General features: G+C 40.5%; 15 protein-coding genes. 7 read left to right on the top strand and 8 right to left on the bottom strand.

Going from position 1 to position 16,739, the window contains the following annotated elements; genetic code table 11:
• Positions 1–3: 3 nt before the first annotated feature.
• Together envC and PR725_RS15295 are read left to right on the top strand one after the other, a co-directional pair.
• Entirely contained in the window at positions 4–1,293 is a 1,290-nt protein-coding gene (envC, locus tag PR725_RS15290) for a murein hydrolase activator EnvC (protein WP_115168198.1), read from the top strand.
• A gap of 30 nt (positions 1,294–1,323) precedes the next feature.
• Positions 1,324–2,382 carry a divergent polysaccharide deacetylase family protein gene (locus PR725_RS15295; RefSeq protein ID WP_210782372.1) on the top strand — a complete coding sequence of 353 codons (1,059 nt, stop codon included), beginning with the start codon at positions 1,324–1,326 and terminating at the stop codon, positions 2,380–2,382.
• A 61-nt stretch (positions 2,383–2,443) separates the two neighbouring features.
• Here PR725_RS15295 and tdh read toward each other — a convergent pair whose 3' ends face one another.
• Together tdh and PR725_RS15305 are read right to left on the bottom strand one after the other, a co-directional pair.
• On the bottom strand, positions 2,444–3,469 hold the full coding sequence (gene tdh, locus PR725_RS15300) for an L-threonine 3-dehydrogenase (protein ID WP_004906937.1): 1,026 nt from the start codon (positions 3,467–3,469) through the stop codon (positions 2,444–2,446).
• A gap of 10 nt (positions 3,470–3,479) precedes the next feature.
• Positions 3,480–4,676, bottom strand: coding sequence for a glycine C-acetyltransferase (locus tag PR725_RS15305; RefSeq protein WP_272569649.1), 1,197 nt, complete (start codon positions 4,674–4,676; stop codon positions 3,480–3,482).
• Between the two features lie 229 nt (positions 4,677–4,905).
• Here PR725_RS15305 and rfaD point away from each other — a divergent pair, with 229 nt between their 5' ends.
• From rfaD to yibB, 4 genes are all read left to right on the top strand, one after another.
• The gene (gene rfaD, locus PR725_RS15310; protein ID WP_004906933.1) at positions 4,906–5,844 is read left to right on the top strand and encodes an ADP-glyceromanno-heptose 6-epimerase; all 939 of its coding nucleotides are present in this window, start codon (positions 4,906–4,908) and stop codon (positions 5,842–5,844) included.
• Positions 5,845–5,867: 23 nt separating this feature from the next.
• A complete protein-coding gene (rfaF, locus tag PR725_RS15315; RefSeq protein WP_272569651.1) occupies positions 5,868–6,914 on the top strand; it encodes an ADP-heptose--LPS heptosyltransferase RfaF in 1,047 nt (348 codons plus the stop codon).
• The gene (gene rfaC, locus PR725_RS15320) at positions 6,914–7,876 is read left to right on the top strand and encodes a lipopolysaccharide heptosyltransferase RfaC (RefSeq protein WP_109912523.1); all 963 of its coding nucleotides are present in this window, start codon (positions 6,914–6,916) and stop codon (positions 7,874–7,876) included. The genes rfaF and rfaC overlap by 1 nt, the downstream gene beginning before the upstream one ends.
• Positions 7,877–7,971: 95 nt before the next feature.
• Positions 7,972–8,832, top strand: a complete 861-nt coding sequence (yibB, locus tag PR725_RS15325) for a protein YibB (RefSeq protein WP_004906927.1) — start codon at positions 7,972–7,974, stop codon at positions 8,830–8,832.
• Positions 8,833–8,876: 44 nt separating this feature from the next.
• On the opposite strand, the gene PR725_RS15330 is transcribed toward yibB, so the two are convergent.
• Both PR725_RS15330 and waaA read right to left on the bottom strand, forming a co-directional pair.
• Positions 8,877–10,337 (bottom strand): glycosyltransferase family 39 protein, encoded by a 1,461-nt coding sequence (locus PR725_RS15330; protein ID WP_004906925.1) that lies wholly within the window; start codon positions 10,335–10,337, stop codon positions 8,877–8,879.
• Between the two features lie 199 nt (positions 10,338–10,536).
• Positions 10,537–11,817 carry a lipid IV(A) 3-deoxy-D-manno-octulosonic acid transferase gene (gene waaA / locus PR725_RS15335; protein WP_004906923.1) on the bottom strand — a complete coding sequence of 427 codons (1,281 nt, stop codon included), beginning with the start codon at positions 11,815–11,817 and terminating at the stop codon, positions 10,537–10,539.
• A 191-nt stretch (positions 11,818–12,008) separates the two neighbouring features.
• Between waaA and coaD the strand changes: the two genes are divergently transcribed.
• Positions 12,009–12,494, top strand: a complete 486-nt coding sequence (gene coaD / locus PR725_RS15340) for a pantetheine-phosphate adenylyltransferase (protein ID WP_004906920.1) — start codon at positions 12,009–12,011, stop codon at positions 12,492–12,494.
• Positions 12,495–12,504: 10 nt separating this feature from the next.
• Here coaD and mutM read toward each other — a convergent pair whose 3' ends face one another.
• Genes mutM through rfaL form a run of 4 tightly spaced genes read right to left on the bottom strand, consistent with a single transcriptional unit; the run spans position 12,505 to position 16,730 of the window.
• On the bottom strand, positions 12,505–13,314 hold the full coding sequence (mutM, locus tag PR725_RS15345; RefSeq protein ID WP_004906918.1) for a bifunctional DNA-formamidopyrimidine glycosylase/DNA-(apurinic or apyrimidinic site) lyase: 810 nt from the start codon (positions 13,312–13,314) through the stop codon (positions 12,505–12,507).
• A 21-nt stretch (positions 13,315–13,335) separates the two neighbouring features.
• A complete protein-coding gene (locus tag PR725_RS15350; protein ID WP_239498436.1) occupies positions 13,336–14,511 on the bottom strand; it encodes a glycosyltransferase in 1,176 nt (391 codons plus the stop codon).
• The gene (locus tag PR725_RS15355) at positions 14,483–15,499 is read right to left on the bottom strand and encodes a glycosyltransferase family 8 protein (RefSeq protein ID WP_109912524.1); all 1,017 of its coding nucleotides are present in this window, start codon (positions 15,497–15,499) and stop codon (positions 14,483–14,485) included. The genes PR725_RS15350 and PR725_RS15355 overlap by 29 nt, the downstream gene beginning before the upstream one ends.
• Positions 15,492–16,730: an O-antigen ligase RfaL gene (gene rfaL / locus PR725_RS15360; RefSeq protein ID WP_213942687.1), complete on the bottom strand. Its 1,239-nt coding sequence runs from the start codon at positions 16,728–16,730 to the stop codon at positions 15,492–15,494. The genes PR725_RS15355 and rfaL overlap by 8 nt, the downstream gene beginning before the upstream one ends.
• Between the last annotated feature and the right edge of the window lie 9 nt (positions 16,731–16,739).

Raw genomic sequence — 16,739 nt, forward strand, 5'->3', positions numbered from 1 at the left:
ACGATGGCCAATACACATCATCGAATGAAAATTTCATTTATTCGTCAGGCTATTAGCGCTCTCTTTGGGTTAGGGTTGCTTGCGCTCGCCCCAACACAAACTGTGTTTGCCAACCAGATCACTGAAAATAAAGGGCAATTACATGATTTACTCAAAAGTATTGCTGAAAAAGAAAAAAGCGTAAAAGAACAACAAGCCAAGCGCTCAGCACTGCTTGAACAACTTAAACAACAAGAGCAAAGCATTTCCGCCGCAGGGCGTAGCCTGCATGAAACTCAAAATCAGCTAAAACAATTAGATAAAGAAATTGTTTCCTTAAATAGCAATATCAAGCAGCTACAAACCAAAAAACAACAACAAGAAAAATTATTAGCTGACCAACTAGACGCTGCCTTCCGGTTAGGTAAACACCAAGGGTTAACCCTCATGTTCAAAGGTGAAGAAGGCCAGCGAGAAGAACGTATTTTGGCCTATTACAGCTATTTAAATCAAGCGCGTGAAAAAAACATTGCCGCATTAGAAGAAACCACTAAAGAGCTACAAGAACAAAAACAACTCGAACAAAAAAAACAAGCCGAACAAAAAACAACGCTGGCTCGCCAGCAACAAGAAAAACGAAAGTTGGATAATGCACGTGCTTCACGGCAAAAAACCTTAAATGCCCTTGAAAGTACATTAAAAGAAGACCAAAAAAATCTTGCTGTTCTAAAACAAAACGAAGCGAGATTACGCGACAAAATTGCTCGCGCCGAACGTGAAGCTAAGGCCAGAGCAGAGCGAGAGGCCAAAGAAGCCGCACGTATTCGCGCACAAGTCGCTGAAAAAGAGCGTCAAGCCAAACAAAAAGGCTCAACCTATAAACCGTCAGAGAGTGAACGTTCACTGATGTCCCGTACTGGCGGTTTAGGGCGCCCTGCTGGGCAAGCTATTTGGCCAGTTCGCGGCTCATTGCTTCATAACTACGGTGATGTCATTTCCAGCGAACTACGTTGGAAAGGCATGGTTATCGCCGCTAATGAAGGAACGCAAGTCAAAGCCATCGCTGATGGGCGTGTGTTACTGGCTGACTGGTTGCAAGGCTATGGGCTCGTTGTCGTCGTTGAGCACGGTAAAGGGGATATGAGCCTGTATGGTTATAACCAAAGTGCCTTAGTGAATGTTGGCCAAGAGGTTAGAGCGGGCCAACCTATCGCCTTAGTGGGTAGCAGTGGCGGCCAAGAACGTCCTGCCCTCTATTTTGAAATTCGCAGACAAGGTAAAACCGTGAACCCTCGTCCATGGTTAGGACGATAAATTTTAAATTCAATTAATTAGGATAACATTATGTTGAAGCACTTTCCCTTTCGGCCACTCATTCTCTTCTCATTATTGATGATGTGTCTACCGGTGAGTGCTGCAAAATTAGCGATTGTGATTGACGATTTCGGATATCGCGTCAAGGAAGATAACCAAATTTTAGCCTTATCCCCAGCGGTGACTATTGCCATTTTACCAAGCTCACCTCATGGCCGTGAAGTCGCAGAAAAAGCGCATCAGCAAGGACGTGATATTCTCATCCATATGCCAATGAAACCATTGAGCAAGCAACCATTAGAGAAAGACACATTGGCCCCATCGATGAGTGCAGAGGAAATTGACCGTATTATTAAAAATGCAATAAGCCGGGTTCCCTATGCAAAAGGTATGAATAACCATATGGGAAGTGAGATGACGTCTAACTTGGCAGGAATGCGCCATGTGATGCACAGCCTGTCAAAGTCAAACTTGTTTTTCCTCGATAGCGTGACTATTGGCAATACTCAAGCAGGTAATGCTGCCAAAGAGTACAGCGTTCCCACGTTACGTCGCCATATTTTTATTGATAACCACCAATCGGAAGAAGAAACCCGCACTCAGTTGAATAAAGCCGTTGCTTACGCGCGTAAACACGGCAGTGCGGTTGCCATTGGCCATCCGCACCCATCTACCGTTCGAGCCTTGCAAAAATACCTTGCCCAACTTCCTGCTGATGTTGAATTAGTTGCCGTTAGTGCTCTGCTAAGCCCTCAATCTAAAACTAAACAACCAACATCATTAAGAATGTTATCTGAAGAAGCGAAGAAGGCACAGCCTCAGTCCGAACAACCAATGCAAAATGAAATAAAAACAGCGCCAACCGAAGAAGCTGTTATTGGGCAACCTGAGACCGTTAGCCAACCAGAAAATGTGATTATTCCGCAAGAGCTCGGTATATGTGAGTTTACATTACCAACCTCTAAGCGACAGGGAATTGATTTTATTATGTTTGTTGTTGAGAGTATTTATAACGATAAGGCTTTACAACCCCTGCTGGTTTCGGGCGATAAAGCGCAAAAACGCCCGCTTTTCAAGCAACAGCAGTAAGCCATTTGTATTCCCCCTTCTTAGTGCCAAAGCCAAGAAGGGGACTGGATATGATAAAAATTTAATCCCAGTTTAAAATCACTTTACCAGATTGGCCTGAACGCATGATATCAAAGCCTTTTTGGAACTCATCAATGGGGAATTGATGAGTGATAATTGGTGATAAATCTAAACCAGATTGAATGAGTGTCGCCATTTTGTACCATGTTTCGAACATTTCTCGGCCGTAGATCCCTTTAATAAATAACCCTTTAAAGATCACTTGGCTCCAATCCGTTGCCATTGAGGCAGGAGGAATCCCTAATAGGGCGATTCTGCCACCGTGGTTCATGGTGTCTAACATGGTCTGAAAAGCGGCTGGAGCACCAGAAACTTCTAATGCAACATCAAAACCTTCTTTCATTCCCAATTCGTTCATCACGTCTTTTAAATTTTCACGACTGACGTTCACGGCACGGGAAACCCCCATTTTTTTCGCGAGTTCAAGTCGATAATCATTCACATCCGTGATAACAACATGTCGTGCTCCCACATGTCGGCACACTGCGGCTGCCATGATGCCAATAGGCCCAGCGCCGGAAACCAGCACATCTTCCCCCACTAAATCAAAGGAAAGTGCCGTATGAACTGCGTTACCAAATGGGTCAAAAATCGCCGCTATTTCATCAGGAATGTTATCGGGAATTTTAAAAGCATTAAATGCGGGGATCACCAAATATTCAGCAAAACACCCTTCTCGGTTAACCCCAACTCCAATTGTATTGCGGCAAAGATGGGTACGCCCGCCGCGACAATTTCGACAATGGCCACAAGTAATATGCCCTTCCCCTGACACTCGGTCACCAATTTTAAAGCCTTTGACTTCCTGCCCAATTGCAACAATTTCCCCTATATACTCATGACCGACAACCATTGGAACAGGAATAGTTTTTTGTGACCATTCATCCCAGTTATAGATATGTACATCCGTACCACAAATCGCAGTTTTACGAATTTTGATCATCACATCATTGTGCCCGAGTTCCGGTTTCGGAACATCCGTCATCCATATACCTGGTTCAGCTTTCAGTTTGGACAGTGCTTTCATAAAAGACCTTTTATTTGATTATTTTTAGTTTTCTACCAATGCGGGTGAATGCATCAACAGCGTGTAAAATATCCTCCTCACTATGCGCTGCAGACATCTGAGTGCGAATACGTGCCAGACCTTGCGGTACAACAGGATAGAAAAAGCCCGTGACATAAATACCTTCATCAAGTAACTCTTCTGCAAAAATTTGGGCAAGTTTAGCTTCACCTAACATGACTGGGATGATGGCATGGTCTGCTCCAGCCAAGGTGAAACCCGCTGCTGTCATTTTTTCCCTAAATAACACAGCATTACGCCATAACTTCTCACGTAATGAATGACCTTCTTTCATCATATCGATCACTTTGATAGATGCGGCTACAATTGCAGGAGCGAGTGAGTTCGAAAATAAATAAGGGCGAGAACGCTGACGCAGCCATTCAACGACCTCTTTTTTCGCTGCCGTATAACCACCGGATGCACCGCCGAGGGCTTTACCTAATGTCCCCGTGATAATATCAATACGCCCCATCACATCGCAGTACTCATGGCTACCACGGCCATTTTCCCCAACAAAACCAACAGCATGTGAATCATCCACCATCACCAATGCTTGGTATTCGTCGGCAAGGTCACAAATGGATTTTAAATCCGCGATAACACCATCCATCGAGAACACACCATCTGTGGCAATCAAAATATGGCGAGCCCCTGCTGTTTTGGCTTCCTCTAAACGTGCTTTTAATTCCACCATATTGTTATTGCTGTAACGGTAGCGTTTAGCCTTACTTAACCTAACCCCATCAATAATTGATGCATGATTTAATGCATCTGAAATAATGGCATCTTCCGGTCCTAATAAGGTTTCAAACAGCCCACCATTTGCATCAAAACAGGATGAGTAGAGAATGGCATCTTCCATCCCAAGAAAGTCAGCAATTTTGCTTTCTAGCACTTTATGGCTGTCTTGCGTTCCACAAATAAAGCGCACAGAAGCCATCCCAAAACCATGGCTATCCATTCCTTGTTTAGCGGCCTCGATGAGTTCGGGGTGGTTTGCAAGACCAAGATAATTGTTAGCACAGAAATTAATAACTCGCTGGCCACCTGCAATTTCAATGTCAGCACCTTGTGAAGTCGTAATAATGCGTTCGTTTTTAAATAACCCGTCGGCTTCAATTTGTACCAATTGCTCTTGAATCTGCTGATAAAATCTTTCTGACATGATTTCTTCCTGTAAAGTGACTATTAATTGAGTTTAATAATAGTCTCTACACGTAGCGATATTCACAGCATAAATAAGTTAAGTTTGTAGCCAAGATCACGATATTTCCCTTGTTCTCATTTAAGTGTTAGCTCAATTCTCTTCTATCAATGCTACCGTCAGCGCCAAGAGATGTTATTATAGTCACCAATTACGATCCTATTTTCTTAACCCATTTGAGGTATACCCAATGATCATAGTCACTGGCGGAGCTGGTTTTATTGGCAGCAATATTATTAAAGCCCTAAATGCAATCGGCCGTACAGATATCCTAGTCGTTGATAATCTGAAAGACGGGACTAAATTCGCTAACCTTGTTGACCTTGATATTGCGGATTATGCAGATAAAGAAGATTTTATTGGCAGTATCATTGCGGGTGATGATTTCGGCGATGTCGATGCGGTATTCCATGAAGGTGCTTGCTCGTCAACCACGGAGTGGGATGGCAAGTATATGATGGACAATAACTATCAGTATTCGAAAGAGTTACTGCACTATTGTTTGGATCGCGAAATCCCATTCTTGTATGCTTCTTCCGCGGCAACCTATGGTGGTCGTAGCGATAACTTTATTGAAGAGCGCCAATTTGAAAAACCATTAAATGTCTATGGTTATTCGAAATTCCAATTTGACCAATATGTGCGTGAAATCCTGCCTGAAGCTAACTCACAAATCTGTGGTTTCCGCTATTTCAACGTCTATGGGCCAAATGAAGACCATAAAGGCAGCATGGCAAGCGTTGCTTATCACTTAAATAAACAAATCAATGAAGGGCAAAGTCCAAAACTGTTCGAGGGGAGCGATACTTTCCGCCGTGACTTTATTTATGTGGGTGATGTGGCTGCGGTAAACTTATGGTTCTGGGAAAATAATGTTTCAGGTATTTTTAACTGCGGAACAGGACGTGCGGAATCTTTCCAAGCTGTTGCTGATGCAGTCACTGAATTCCACAAAGATAAAAATGTGGCTATCGAATACATTGAATTTCCTGAAAAATTAAAAGGTCGCTACCAAAGCTTCACACAAGCTGACCTCACTAAGCTACGTGCCGCCGGTTATACCGCACCATTTAAAACGGTTGCAGAAGGTGTCACCGAATATATGCATTTGCTCAATAAAGACGCGTAACGCTTATTTCTGAAAAATTATTTATGAAAATATTGGTGATCGGCCCTTCATGGGTAGGGGATATGATGATGTCACAAAGCCTTTATCGTACGATCAAGGCGTTGCATCCCCATGCACAGATTGATGTGATGGCACCACAATGGTGTCGTCCTTTACTCGCCAAAATGCCCGAGGTTAACGAAGCCATTCCTATGCCTCTCGGACATGGTGCTTTGGAAATTGGGGAACGTCGTCGATTAGGTAAGAGTTTGCGGGCAAATGGCTATGATCAAGCTATTGTGTTACCAAATTCCTTAAAGTCTGCATTTGTGCCTTTCTTTGCAAACATCCCCAAAAGAACAGGGTGGCGTGGAGAAATGCGCTATGGCCTACTCAATGATATTCGTCCACTAAATAAAGAAGCTTTTCCTTTAATGGTGCAAAGATATGTTGCTCTTGCTTATGATAAGCAAACTATTAAATCAGCTTCCGATATTCCGACACCCATTTTACCGCCTAAACTAGTGACGGTGCCGCAAGAAGTTACTGAAACCCTGCAAACCTTTGGGGTTGATGGTTCTCGCCCTATTATTGGTTTTTGCCCTGGCGCAGAGTTCGGCCCCGCCAAACGTTGGCCCCATTATCACTATGCCTCTCTTGCTCAAACACTGATTAGCCAAAAAGGCTATCAAGTACTGCTATTTGGTTCACAAAAAGACCACGAGGCAGGTGAAGCCATTCGTCTAGAGCTGACCGATGATGCGAAATTACATTGCCATAATTTTTCAGGTAAAACATCTTTAGAACAAGCCGTTAATCTAATCGATGCCTGTAATGCAGTTGTCAGTAATGACTCTGGTTTGATGCATGTCGCGGCAGCGCTAGATAAACCTCTTGTCGCCTTGTATGGCCCAAGTAGCCCTGATTTTACCCCGCCATTATCAGATAAAGCAGAAGTCATTCGCCTAATTACGGGGTATCACAAAGTGCGTAAAGGTGACGGTGAAAGTGGTTATCACCAAAGCTTGATTCATATCCAGCCTCAATTAGTTATCGATGCGTTAACTCGGTTAAATATAGGTATTGAATGATGAGAGTATTATTAGTCAAGACATCTTCAATGGGAGATGTTCTACACTCATTACCTGCACTGACCGATGCACAGCAAGCCATATCGGGTATTCAATTCGATTGGGTCGTTGAGGAAGGCTTCGCGCAAATTCCAACATGGCACAGTGCCGTTAACCAGGTGATCCCTGTGGCCATTCGCCGCTGGCGAAAAAATTGGTTTTCTGCGCCGATCAGAGCCGAACGAGCCGAATTTCGCAAGAAATTACAAGCAACACATTATGATGCTGTCATTGATGCACAAGGGTTATTAAAGAGCGCTTTTCTTGTCACCCGCTTAGCGCATGGTGATAAACATGGCTATGACCGCCATAGTATTCGCGAACCATTAGCCAGCTTCTTTTATGACCATCGTTACGCAATCAGCAAGCAACAACACGCCGTTGAACGTATTCGCCAGTTATTTGCCAAAAGTCTTGGTTACACCTGCCCAACACAACAAGGCGATTACGCGATTGCTCGACACTTTTTGCAGTCTGCAGAAGAGCATCAAAGCCCTTATGTCATTTTTTTGCATTCAACTACCCGTGATGACAAACATTGGCCTGAAGAAAATTGGCGAGAACTTATTGGACTGATGGCTGAAAGTGGTATCAAAATCAAATTGCCCTGGGGAGCACCTCATGAGCAGCAACGTGCAGAACGATTAGCAAAAGGCTTTGATTTTGTTGAGGTCTTACCTAAACTCACGTTAGCTGAAGTTGCACAGCAAATTGCAAACGCTAAAGCGGTGGTTTCTGTCGATACTGGGCTTAGCCATTTAACAGCGGCACTTGATAAACCTAATTTTACCCTGTTTGGCCCCACCGACCCCGGCTTGATTGGGGGATATGGGCAAGGGCAACATACGATTAAATCTCCGAATAACCATATTGAGGATATAAGTGCTATCTACACTTATGAACAGTTGAAACATTTTCTATAGAAAGGTATCTTAGCTACTCAAGCCTTTTAGTCTTTTACCGCATCATTTACGTAGGCAATCTTTTTTCGTCTACTCAATACCAGACATTAATTATAATGAATAATTCAATTACAATCATAACGGCATTTTTTGACATCGGTAGAGGAAATTGGAATGCCAAGAGTGGTCGATCCGATAGATTAGAAAGAACTGCAGATACTTATTTTGAACACTTTCAACGATTGGCTAAACTTGATAATAAAATCATTGTTTTTACCTCCCCAGATTTAGAAGATAAAATCCTTAAACTTCGAGAGGGTAAACCTACTCATATAATTACCATTAATCTACATCAAAAATTTAAATTTATAATAGAAAAAATATCTTCTATTCAGCACAGTGATTCATTTAAAAGTCTTATAAAGACAGATCAATTACAAAATCCTGAATATTGGTCTGCCGAATATGTATTAATTAACAATTTGAAACCTTATTTTATTCATAAAGCCATTAAGTCCGGACTCACGGGTCAGGAACTCATTGCATGGGTCGATTTTGGTTACATCCGTAGAGAAAAAACACGGTATGGATTGGTTAAGTGGGCTCATCCATTTGATCGTAGTAAAGTTCATCTTTTTTCTATAAAAAAAGATTTGGATTTACAAAATGAACAAGCTGTAATGGACAAAGTCATCAACAATGAAACCTATATTATTGGTGGTGTGATTGTTGCGACTAAAGAAAAGTGGATTGAATTTTACCAGCTTGTTTTTCAAATACAGAAAAAATTAATACAATCTGGTGTTATTGATGATGACCAAGGCGTATTTTTAATTTGTGCTAGTCAAAAACCTAGTTTATTTAAATTAAACTATCTCGGCCATATGGAGTGGTTTAAAGTATTTAGATTATTTAATAAAGGCTCAAAAGTTAATTACTTAACACGTCTAAAAATTTTACTGAGAAGAATTAAATAATATTTAATTAAAAGCCCACCTTGTCTCTACAAGGTGGGTTTTCTCTATTTCTCTGGCGCAATAAACCCAAAGCACATGGTTTCAGGGGCGGCATCCGGTTCAGAACGATAAATCACATCTTCTTTTTCTATCGTAAATTGTGGCCAGAACTTACGTACCTTGGCAAAGTTTTCATGGGCACAATCATCATATTTCTTGCCCAGCAATAATGCACCATGTTGACGAATTTCGGCTTCAGTAATATCACGGTTATACACATTTGGCGGCATATGTTTTTCCATTGACCAGGGTTGGATCACATGCGGTCTATCCTTGCCATAAATAATAAACCATTGATATTGGTTATCTTCTCCACCAACATATTTAACTGGCGTGCCATATCGCTGGTACCAACGTTGTTCCCCGTCTGCTATCAAGGTTTTTACACCAATAAATTTTTGCCCTGCTCCACGGATATTCGCTGCCTGAACCGTGATATAACCAACCACGACTAAAACACCAAAAATGGCAAAACCAACCAATGACTTCTTAAACGGTTTTCTTGGCATCACGGTTATTGAGCCAACAAATAAAGGCGCACTAATAGCCATAAATGGCTGCAACCATTCAGTTATTCGACCACCATCGTGGAAAGAGAACCAGCCGTATATCACAACCAGTGGAAAAAGAAGGATAAAGTTAGCCATGCGGTTAGGCAACGCTTTAGGCCACCCTAACTTTCCGCCACTGCAATAAACAATAATCGCAGCAATCACTAACGGATAAAACACGCTAAGTGCGGCTTGTGTGGTATGAAGATTAAACCCAGGGTCGATTTGTGAATCTACCCATTTAAAAGCCGAAAAGTCCGTTGCCATCAACCAAAAGAAATTTGGCAATACCAAAGCAAACCATAAAGCAATCGCAAGGTAAAAAACAGGATGACGATAACTTTGACGAACTTGTTTTACGAATAGGGTCAATAAGAAAACAGACCCAACTAGCGCCAAGGTTGAGTATTTACCCATAGTTGCAAGACCCGCAAATAAGGCAAACGGTAACCACCATGCAGGGTTATCATCAACAGCACGTAAAAAGAAATAGATAACCCAAGGCCATAATGTCACTAAAATATAGTTATCATTATAAGGAATGATATCGAAATTAATGACACCAGATAAATTCAACATTAGCATTGCAAACCAAGCGAAATCACGACGCCCAGTCAAACGAAAGGTTAGCTTCCACACCCCAAGTAAACCAAATGCAATACCGACAAAATGGCTAAAATACCAATAAAAGCTGTAGGAGATATCAAGGTAAATTGCAGGCCACATCATGACGCCAACAAACCATGGGTTTTTAGGTGATCCCCACTCCCCATTCATTCCCCAGTTCACTGCTTCTACTGTGTCATAAGGTACGGTTGGGTCGAAATAAAAACTCGCTAAGATCCAAACTATGGCATAGCTTATGACCCATAAATAAACATATTTATTTGAAATTGATTGATTAGTGGCTGGCATATAGTCTTAAAAAGATAAGCAAAAGTTCCAACATTCCATTTGGATACTACCCTAATAGTAATAAACCAAATCGAATGACTCTATAATAAACGAGGCAGTCTACTATAGTTTAAATGCAATACTAGGATGTGCCATAAAATATTCGCAATTCATTGCTGTAATGTTCAAGTTAATACTCAAAAAAAGACATTACTTAGCTTTATTGCTCTCTCGGGGGTAAATAGGGTTGTAACAGTTTTAATAATCGTTGAAGAGCGCCTTGGTTCTCATGAAGAACCTCGGCGGCATGGCGCCCATAATATAACCGGTAATCTTCATCAGAAAGTAAACTGGTCACGGCTTGAGCCATTGATTCACTGTCTGTCACCGTAATTAAGCCATCTGCTTGAGTTAGTTTTCCACAAATATCTTTGAAATTAAATGTGTGAGGCCCCATTAACACAGGTAGCGCATGAGCTGCCGCTTCGAGCGGATTATGCCCTCCAGTTTCTACCAAGCTTCCCCCGACAAAAGCAATGTCTGCAATTCCATATAACAGCATCAGTTCACCCATGGTATCACCAATCACCACTTGAACCTCTGCGGAAGGAATCGTATTCGCACTGCGACGAATAAAGGTTAAACCGGCTTTTTGAGTTAGTTCTTCTGCTTTGGCAAAGCGTTCTGGGTGACGAGGGACTAAAATTAACAATAAATCAGGAAAACGAGATAATAATTTTTGATGTGTTTCTAAGACAATCGCTTCTTCACCCTCGTGAGTGCTGGTCGCTATCCAGACTGGGCGATGCGCCGCCCATTGTCGGCGTAAAGTTATTGCCCTGACAGCTAATTCAGGCGTCACAGAGATATCAAACTTCAGGCTCCCCGTGACACTCAATTGCATTCGCCGCAACCCTAATTGAACGAAACGTTCACCATCTTCCTGATGCTGTGCTGCGACCATGGTGACATTACGAAGCATTCGTTTCACAAAGCTGCCTAGCTTTTGATACCCTGCAGCAGAGCGCTCAGAAAGTCTTGCATTTGCAATAACCAATGGAATTTTACGTTTATGCAATTGGTTAATCATATTTGGCCATAGCTCAGTTTCCATTATGATCACAAGTTTTGGGTCGACTTGTTTCAGGAAGCGGTGCATTGAGCCAGGAAGGTCATAAGGTAAATAAACGTGGTCGACATCATCACCAAATGCAGAAAGAACACGCTCTGAGCCCGTTGGTGTCATCGTGGTTACTGTAATTGGCAAAGACGGATAATGATGGCGAAGTGCGCGGACTAGTGGAACGGCTGCGAGGGTTTCCCCGACAGAAACTGAATGTAATAAAATACCTTGAGGTTTTACTTTTCCCGCACAAAAGCCATATCGTTCACCCCAGCGTTTACGATAGGCAGGCGCTTTACGGCTGCGCAGCAATAGGCGAACCCATATAAATGGTTGGATAAGATAAAGAAGTACCTGATATAGACGCAGCAATAACATTCGATCTGATTCACTTACCAAAATTGGCGCTATCTTACCATAAAGCTCAAATAAAAGTGTGTAGAATATGCACCTAAAAATAGCAGTAAAATCTCATATACAGTTGCAACCCTACTAGATAGCCGATAATGTTAACGCTTATTCATGCTATTTTTTCGAATAGATAATACAAACAACGAGATACTATCATCATGATACACAAGGCTATTTACCCTGGTACGTTCGACCCAGTAACATCAGGACATGTTGATATTGTTACCCGAGCAGCAGCAATGTTTGACCATGTCCTGTTGGCTATTGCTAATAGCCAACGAAAAAACCCGATGTTTTCCCTTGATGAGCGCGTAGCCCTTGCTAAAGAAGTAACTTCTCACCTTGATAATGTTGAAGTTGTTGGGTTTTCTGAGCTTATGGCTAATTTTGCGCAAAAAAATGGCGCAAATATTCTTATTCGGGGCGTTCGTTCTGTGGCTGATTTCGAATATGAGTGGCAATTAGCGAATATGAACCGCCATTTTGTTCCTGACTTGGAAACCGTATTTTTATTACCATCGCAGAGTTTATCCTTTGTTTCCTCATCTTTAATCAAGGATGTTGCACTTCACGATGGTGATATTTCGTCTTTCCTACCCCCAGTGGTTGCTGAGGCAATGCTAAAGAAACTCAATAAAAAATAGCAAGGTTTCGCTATTTTTGACATTGCGGACAAAAGAAGGTGCTACGTTGCCCCTGTTTAATGCTTTCGATTGGCGTACCACACATTGAGCAGGGTTCACCTTTTTTTCCATAGACAAACAATTCTTGGGCAAAGTAACCCGGTTTACCATCCGACTGTAAAAAATCTTTCAGTGTCGTACCGCCTTGTTCAATAGAGCGCTGTAACACCTTTTTGATCTGCAACACTAGTTCAGTAATTTCAGCTAACGTTAAGGTATTTGTGATTTTTTCAGGTGATATTTTTGTTGCAAATAATGCTTCGTTAGCATAAATATTGCCTACACCAACAACGACTTTGTTATCCATTAACCATGGCTTAATTGCCACTTTTTTCTTTTGCGCTAATTCATAAAGATATTGCGGGTTAAAGGCGTCTGATAATGGCTCAGGCCCTAAGTGTGCAAGTACCGAACTGTTTTCTAAATCATCACACCAGAGCCAAGCGCCAAACCGGCGAGGATCCGTATAGCGTAATACCTTGCCATCTCGCATGACTAAATCCACGTGGTCATGTTTTTCTTCAGGCAATTCTTCGGTCAGAATACGCACACTACCAGACATTCCCAAGTGAACAATAATCCAGCCTTTTTGTAGCTCAATCAGCAAATACTTAGCGCGACGTTGAACACTCAAAACCGCTTCATCTGATAAACTTTTAATTTGTTCACTAACTGGCCAACGTAAACGACCGTTACGTACAATGGCGTAAGAGATTGTATTACCGACTAAATGTGGCTCTATTCCACGACGACTGGTCTCAACTTCTGGTAGTTCTGGCATATATAAACTCGCATTTTTCGCTTAAGGATACCATTTCGCAATTACCCCCATGAGCTCATCTTTGACAATTTCCCAAGTGAAATTATCATAAGCATGTTTTTTAGCATGGTAAGCTATTTCTTGACTATTTGGGTGATTTAACGCGCTAGTAATATCCTCCGCCATACTCAAAGGCGAAAGTGGCTCCCTGAAAATAAACCCAGTTTCATTATGGGAAATAAACTCTACCATTGCTCCTCGCTGGCTCGCTATCACAGGGCGACCCGAAGCCATCGCCTCTAATGCAACCATACAAAATGGCTCTGGAGCGATGGAAGGTACAGCAATCACATCCGCAAGAGAATAATAGTGCCGAATTTTTTCAGGATGAACACCACCTAAGAAAATGCACTGCTCACCCAAATTTTTTGCATAATCTTTTACTTCGTCTTGATATTGCGCTAGTTCACCTTTTAATGCAGCATTTGGGTCACCTACAATGACGAGCTTATAACGAGGGTCTTCTTTAAAGAAAGTCTCGCACGCCTGCATTAATTCAAGTAATCCTTTATCTCTAGCGATCCGGCCAGCGAATAAAACTATTTTATCTTCTGCTGTTAGCCCAAAATCCTCACGCTTGACCTCAGGTGGCTGAGCATAAATTTCACCATCAAACCCATTACGAACAACTTCAATAAGCGCATTTGGTAAACGTTCTCTGTACCAATTTTTCATAAAATGGCTTGGCACAATGATTTTTATGTCTTCAGGGACATCTTTAGGCTCGTACAAATTATGCATGTGTAACACAACATTATTATGTCCTTCTTTCTTAATTATTTTTTTGAAGGATTTAATATGATTGTGAACAAAAATAACACTTTTATTCGGGTTTGGCGAAAATTGATGTTTAATTTTGACAATTCTATCTGCATAAGAATATGGGTCTAACCTTGTCCATTTCTTAAATAGTCTTGTATACACTTTTCCAAACTTAATACGCTCAATTTCACAATACTCATTAACAACAGAATGAGCGCTATATCCATCATTTCGTATACAAACGATTCGGTTTTCAATGTCTAATCGTTTAGCGACATTGTACATCCACGATTCAATTGCAGCCGCACTTTTAGGGGGTATAGAAAATATAGGTGAAACTGTTAAGACAATCTTATTAATCATCATATTATTTTCTTTTTTTTGTGTGTTTTTCAAACAAGTAATATATGCCTGACAAAATACCTGATAAATAAGAGCCTTGCTTTAATAAGTGCTTGTACTCTTTTTTCCTTTCAGCAAATTTAGTGGCACACTTTAAATCATCCTTTGTCCAAGGTGATTGTGCTAATGCTTTATAAAAAGGCTGAGAAGAAGGATAGTTCGCCCATTTATGCCAAGGCTTACTCACCCCCGTGTAATGAATTAAAACTGTTTCAGGTGTAATAATGGTTTGATATTTTTGATGAGTTCGGTCATACAGTTCATTTTTTAGTGTATAAACCGTATTAAATTTCTGATTAAGTAATATCAGGTCATTCCTTAAAATAAGGTTTAACACATCTTGATCTGGGTACTTAAACCGTTGTTTCGCATTTTCTGCAGATAACAATTCAAAACATTGCTGAGTAACTCGTTTTTCGTGCCATTTTTTTAAGTTCACAAACATAACACCCGAGTTAAAATAGGTCTCAGCTAACTTTGGAGTGTGAAGCCGTGTCTCACTTTTTGTTCTTACACCGATGTCATCGGCAATAACACCACAAACTTTATCTTTAATTAAATCAGCCGCCAAATTCAATTGGCCATTACAGATAACATCCGCATCCAAATATAGAGCAACATCATAATCTTTCGAGAGATAATCTAAAGCAACTAACCGAAAATACATTGCTGAAGACCAAATATCAGAAGCTGGCAATGTTTTTAGTAATTGATTATCCAATTCATAAATATGAAATTCAGCTGGAAACTGATGAGAAATAACCTTCAGCTTCTCTAAAAAGCTAGGGCTGACTTTATCTAAAAAATAATGAAATCTGAAGAGCGTATTTGGGTTATTAATAAGTAAAGAGACCGCTGAAACACCAGCACCAAACTGATAGTTTTCATCCGAACCATAAATAACATCAAGACATGGTAATGAGGAATTACTCGTATTAGACCCCTCATTTAGTAGGTATTTATTTGTTATCAGGTTATTCATGGCACACTCTTTTCTGCTTAGTTGAACTATGTCCCATCATGGCGATTAAAAAACCTAAAAGAATACCTAAAGGCTTAAGGTCCACTTGTTCAAACATCCCACGAACGAGATAGAAACTAATAAGGCTTAACAGCAATGCAATGAAAGCAAAGTAAATTTCCGGTTCATCAGACCTATTTTTTATCCCTTGCATTGAGGAATAGCACATTGACAAAAATACCGCACTAAATATCGCTAACCCTGCAATACCCGCACCAAACCAAATATAAAGCCAAATATTATGGGGCCCGATAGATTGCTTAAATGTCCATTCCGGATGATTTTTTACAACACTATTGTATTTTTCATGATAGATTTTATCGCCAAAACCATAACCGATAACTGGATTTTCCAGTATAAGCTCAAAAGCGGTTCCTTGGGTTCCATTAGTATAACGGTGAGTGCTATCTGTCTGCTCTAGCTTATAAAACAGTTTTTTACTTGTATCGGGATAAATTAGTTTAATTGAAATAAGTGAAATTACCGAAAGGCATAATACAACCCCAATTAGCTTCCAAGGACGTTTAAAACACAAAAATAATAACCCCGCGACTGCGACTGCAACCCATGCCCCTCGAGCTAACGTTCCAAGTAAAACAAACAGAAATACAATACTTAAAATATAGAAATAAATAAGTCTAGATTTAGGCAATAAATACCAAAGAATAGGAAGTATTGGAAAGAAGAAAACTAACGCATCCGAAACATGCCTAAAATCATAGGTAGTAAACGGTAAGATACCCTGCTGATAGGCTATATAGTAGCGGTATAACTCAACAAGTAAAACTAAGGCTAACGATACAGTAAAACTCGTTAATAATAGTTTTGAAATCTCTTTTAGGCTTTCTCTATATAAAATAATTGGCAATAAAAGTGATAAACTTAGTATTCCATAATTCAATAAATTATTGTTAATAGTTTTAATAGATACACTTAATATATTTGAATAAGATGTTGATACGTAAAGAAAAATAGAAAAAGCAACAACTAAATATAAAAGTTTATTATTTAATCTTTTTAGCACTTTTTTTGTATCTAAAGACAGATAAACCAAAGATGTGGCTATCATCAAATAGAACAGAATATGCTTATATCTGGTTACATTTTCCACAAAAAAAAGAACAATAAAGATTAGCACCAAAGCTTTGTTATACTTTGAGAGAATACTTTCATTTCTATCTAAAAAAGACATAACTTGCCC

The organism is Providencia sp. PROV255 (assembly GCF_028478065.1).
Classification (GTDB): Bacteria; Pseudomonadota; Gammaproteobacteria; order Enterobacterales; family Enterobacteriaceae; genus Providencia; species Providencia rettgeri.

Bases quoted from the DNA above. Each gene is read 5' to 3' on its own strand.
- rfaD (WP_004906933.1), top strand. From the start codon at position 4,906: ATGATCATAGTCACTGGCGGAGCTGGTTTTATTGGCAGCAATATTATT.
- PR725_RS15305 (WP_272569649.1), bottom strand. From the start codon at position 4,676: ATGTCAGAAAGATTTTATCAGCAGATTCAAGAGCAATTGGTACAAATT.
- PR725_RS15295 (WP_210782372.1), top strand. From the start codon at position 1,324: ATGTTGAAGCACTTTCCCTTTCGGCCACTCATTCTCTTCTCATTATTG.
- rfaL (WP_213942687.1), bottom strand. From the start codon at position 16,730: ATGTCTTTTTTAGATAGAAATGAAAGTATTCTCTCAAAGTATAACAAA.
- PR725_RS15330 (WP_004906925.1), bottom strand. From the start codon at position 10,337: ATGCCAGCCACTAATCAATCAATTTCAAATAAATATGTTTATTTATGG.
- yibB (WP_004906927.1), top strand. From the start codon at position 7,972: ATGAATAATTCAATTACAATCATAACGGCATTTTTTGACATCGGTAGA.
- rfaF (WP_272569651.1), top strand. From the start codon at position 5,868: ATGAAAATATTGGTGATCGGCCCTTCATGGGTAGGGGATATGATGATG.
- PR725_RS15355 (WP_109912524.1), bottom strand. From the start codon at position 15,499: ATGAATAACCTGATAACAAATAAATACCTACTAAATGAGGGGTCTAAT.
- mutM (WP_004906918.1), bottom strand. From the start codon at position 13,314: ATGCCAGAACTACCAGAAGTTGAGACCAGTCGTCGTGGAATAGAGCCA.
- coaD (WP_004906920.1), top strand. From the start codon at position 12,009: ATGATACACAAGGCTATTTACCCTGGTACGTTCGACCCAGTAACATCA.
- tdh (WP_004906937.1), bottom strand. From the start codon at position 3,469: ATGAAAGCACTGTCCAAACTGAAAGCTGAACCAGGTATATGGATGACG.
- waaA (WP_004906923.1), bottom strand. From the start codon at position 11,817: ATGTTATTGCTGCGTCTATATCAGGTACTTCTTTATCTTATCCAACCA.
- envC (WP_115168198.1), top strand. From the start codon at position 4: ATGGCCAATACACATCATCGAATGAAAATTTCATTTATTCGTCAGGCT.
- rfaC (WP_109912523.1), top strand. From the start codon at position 6,914: ATGAGAGTATTATTAGTCAAGACATCTTCAATGGGAGATGTTCTACAC.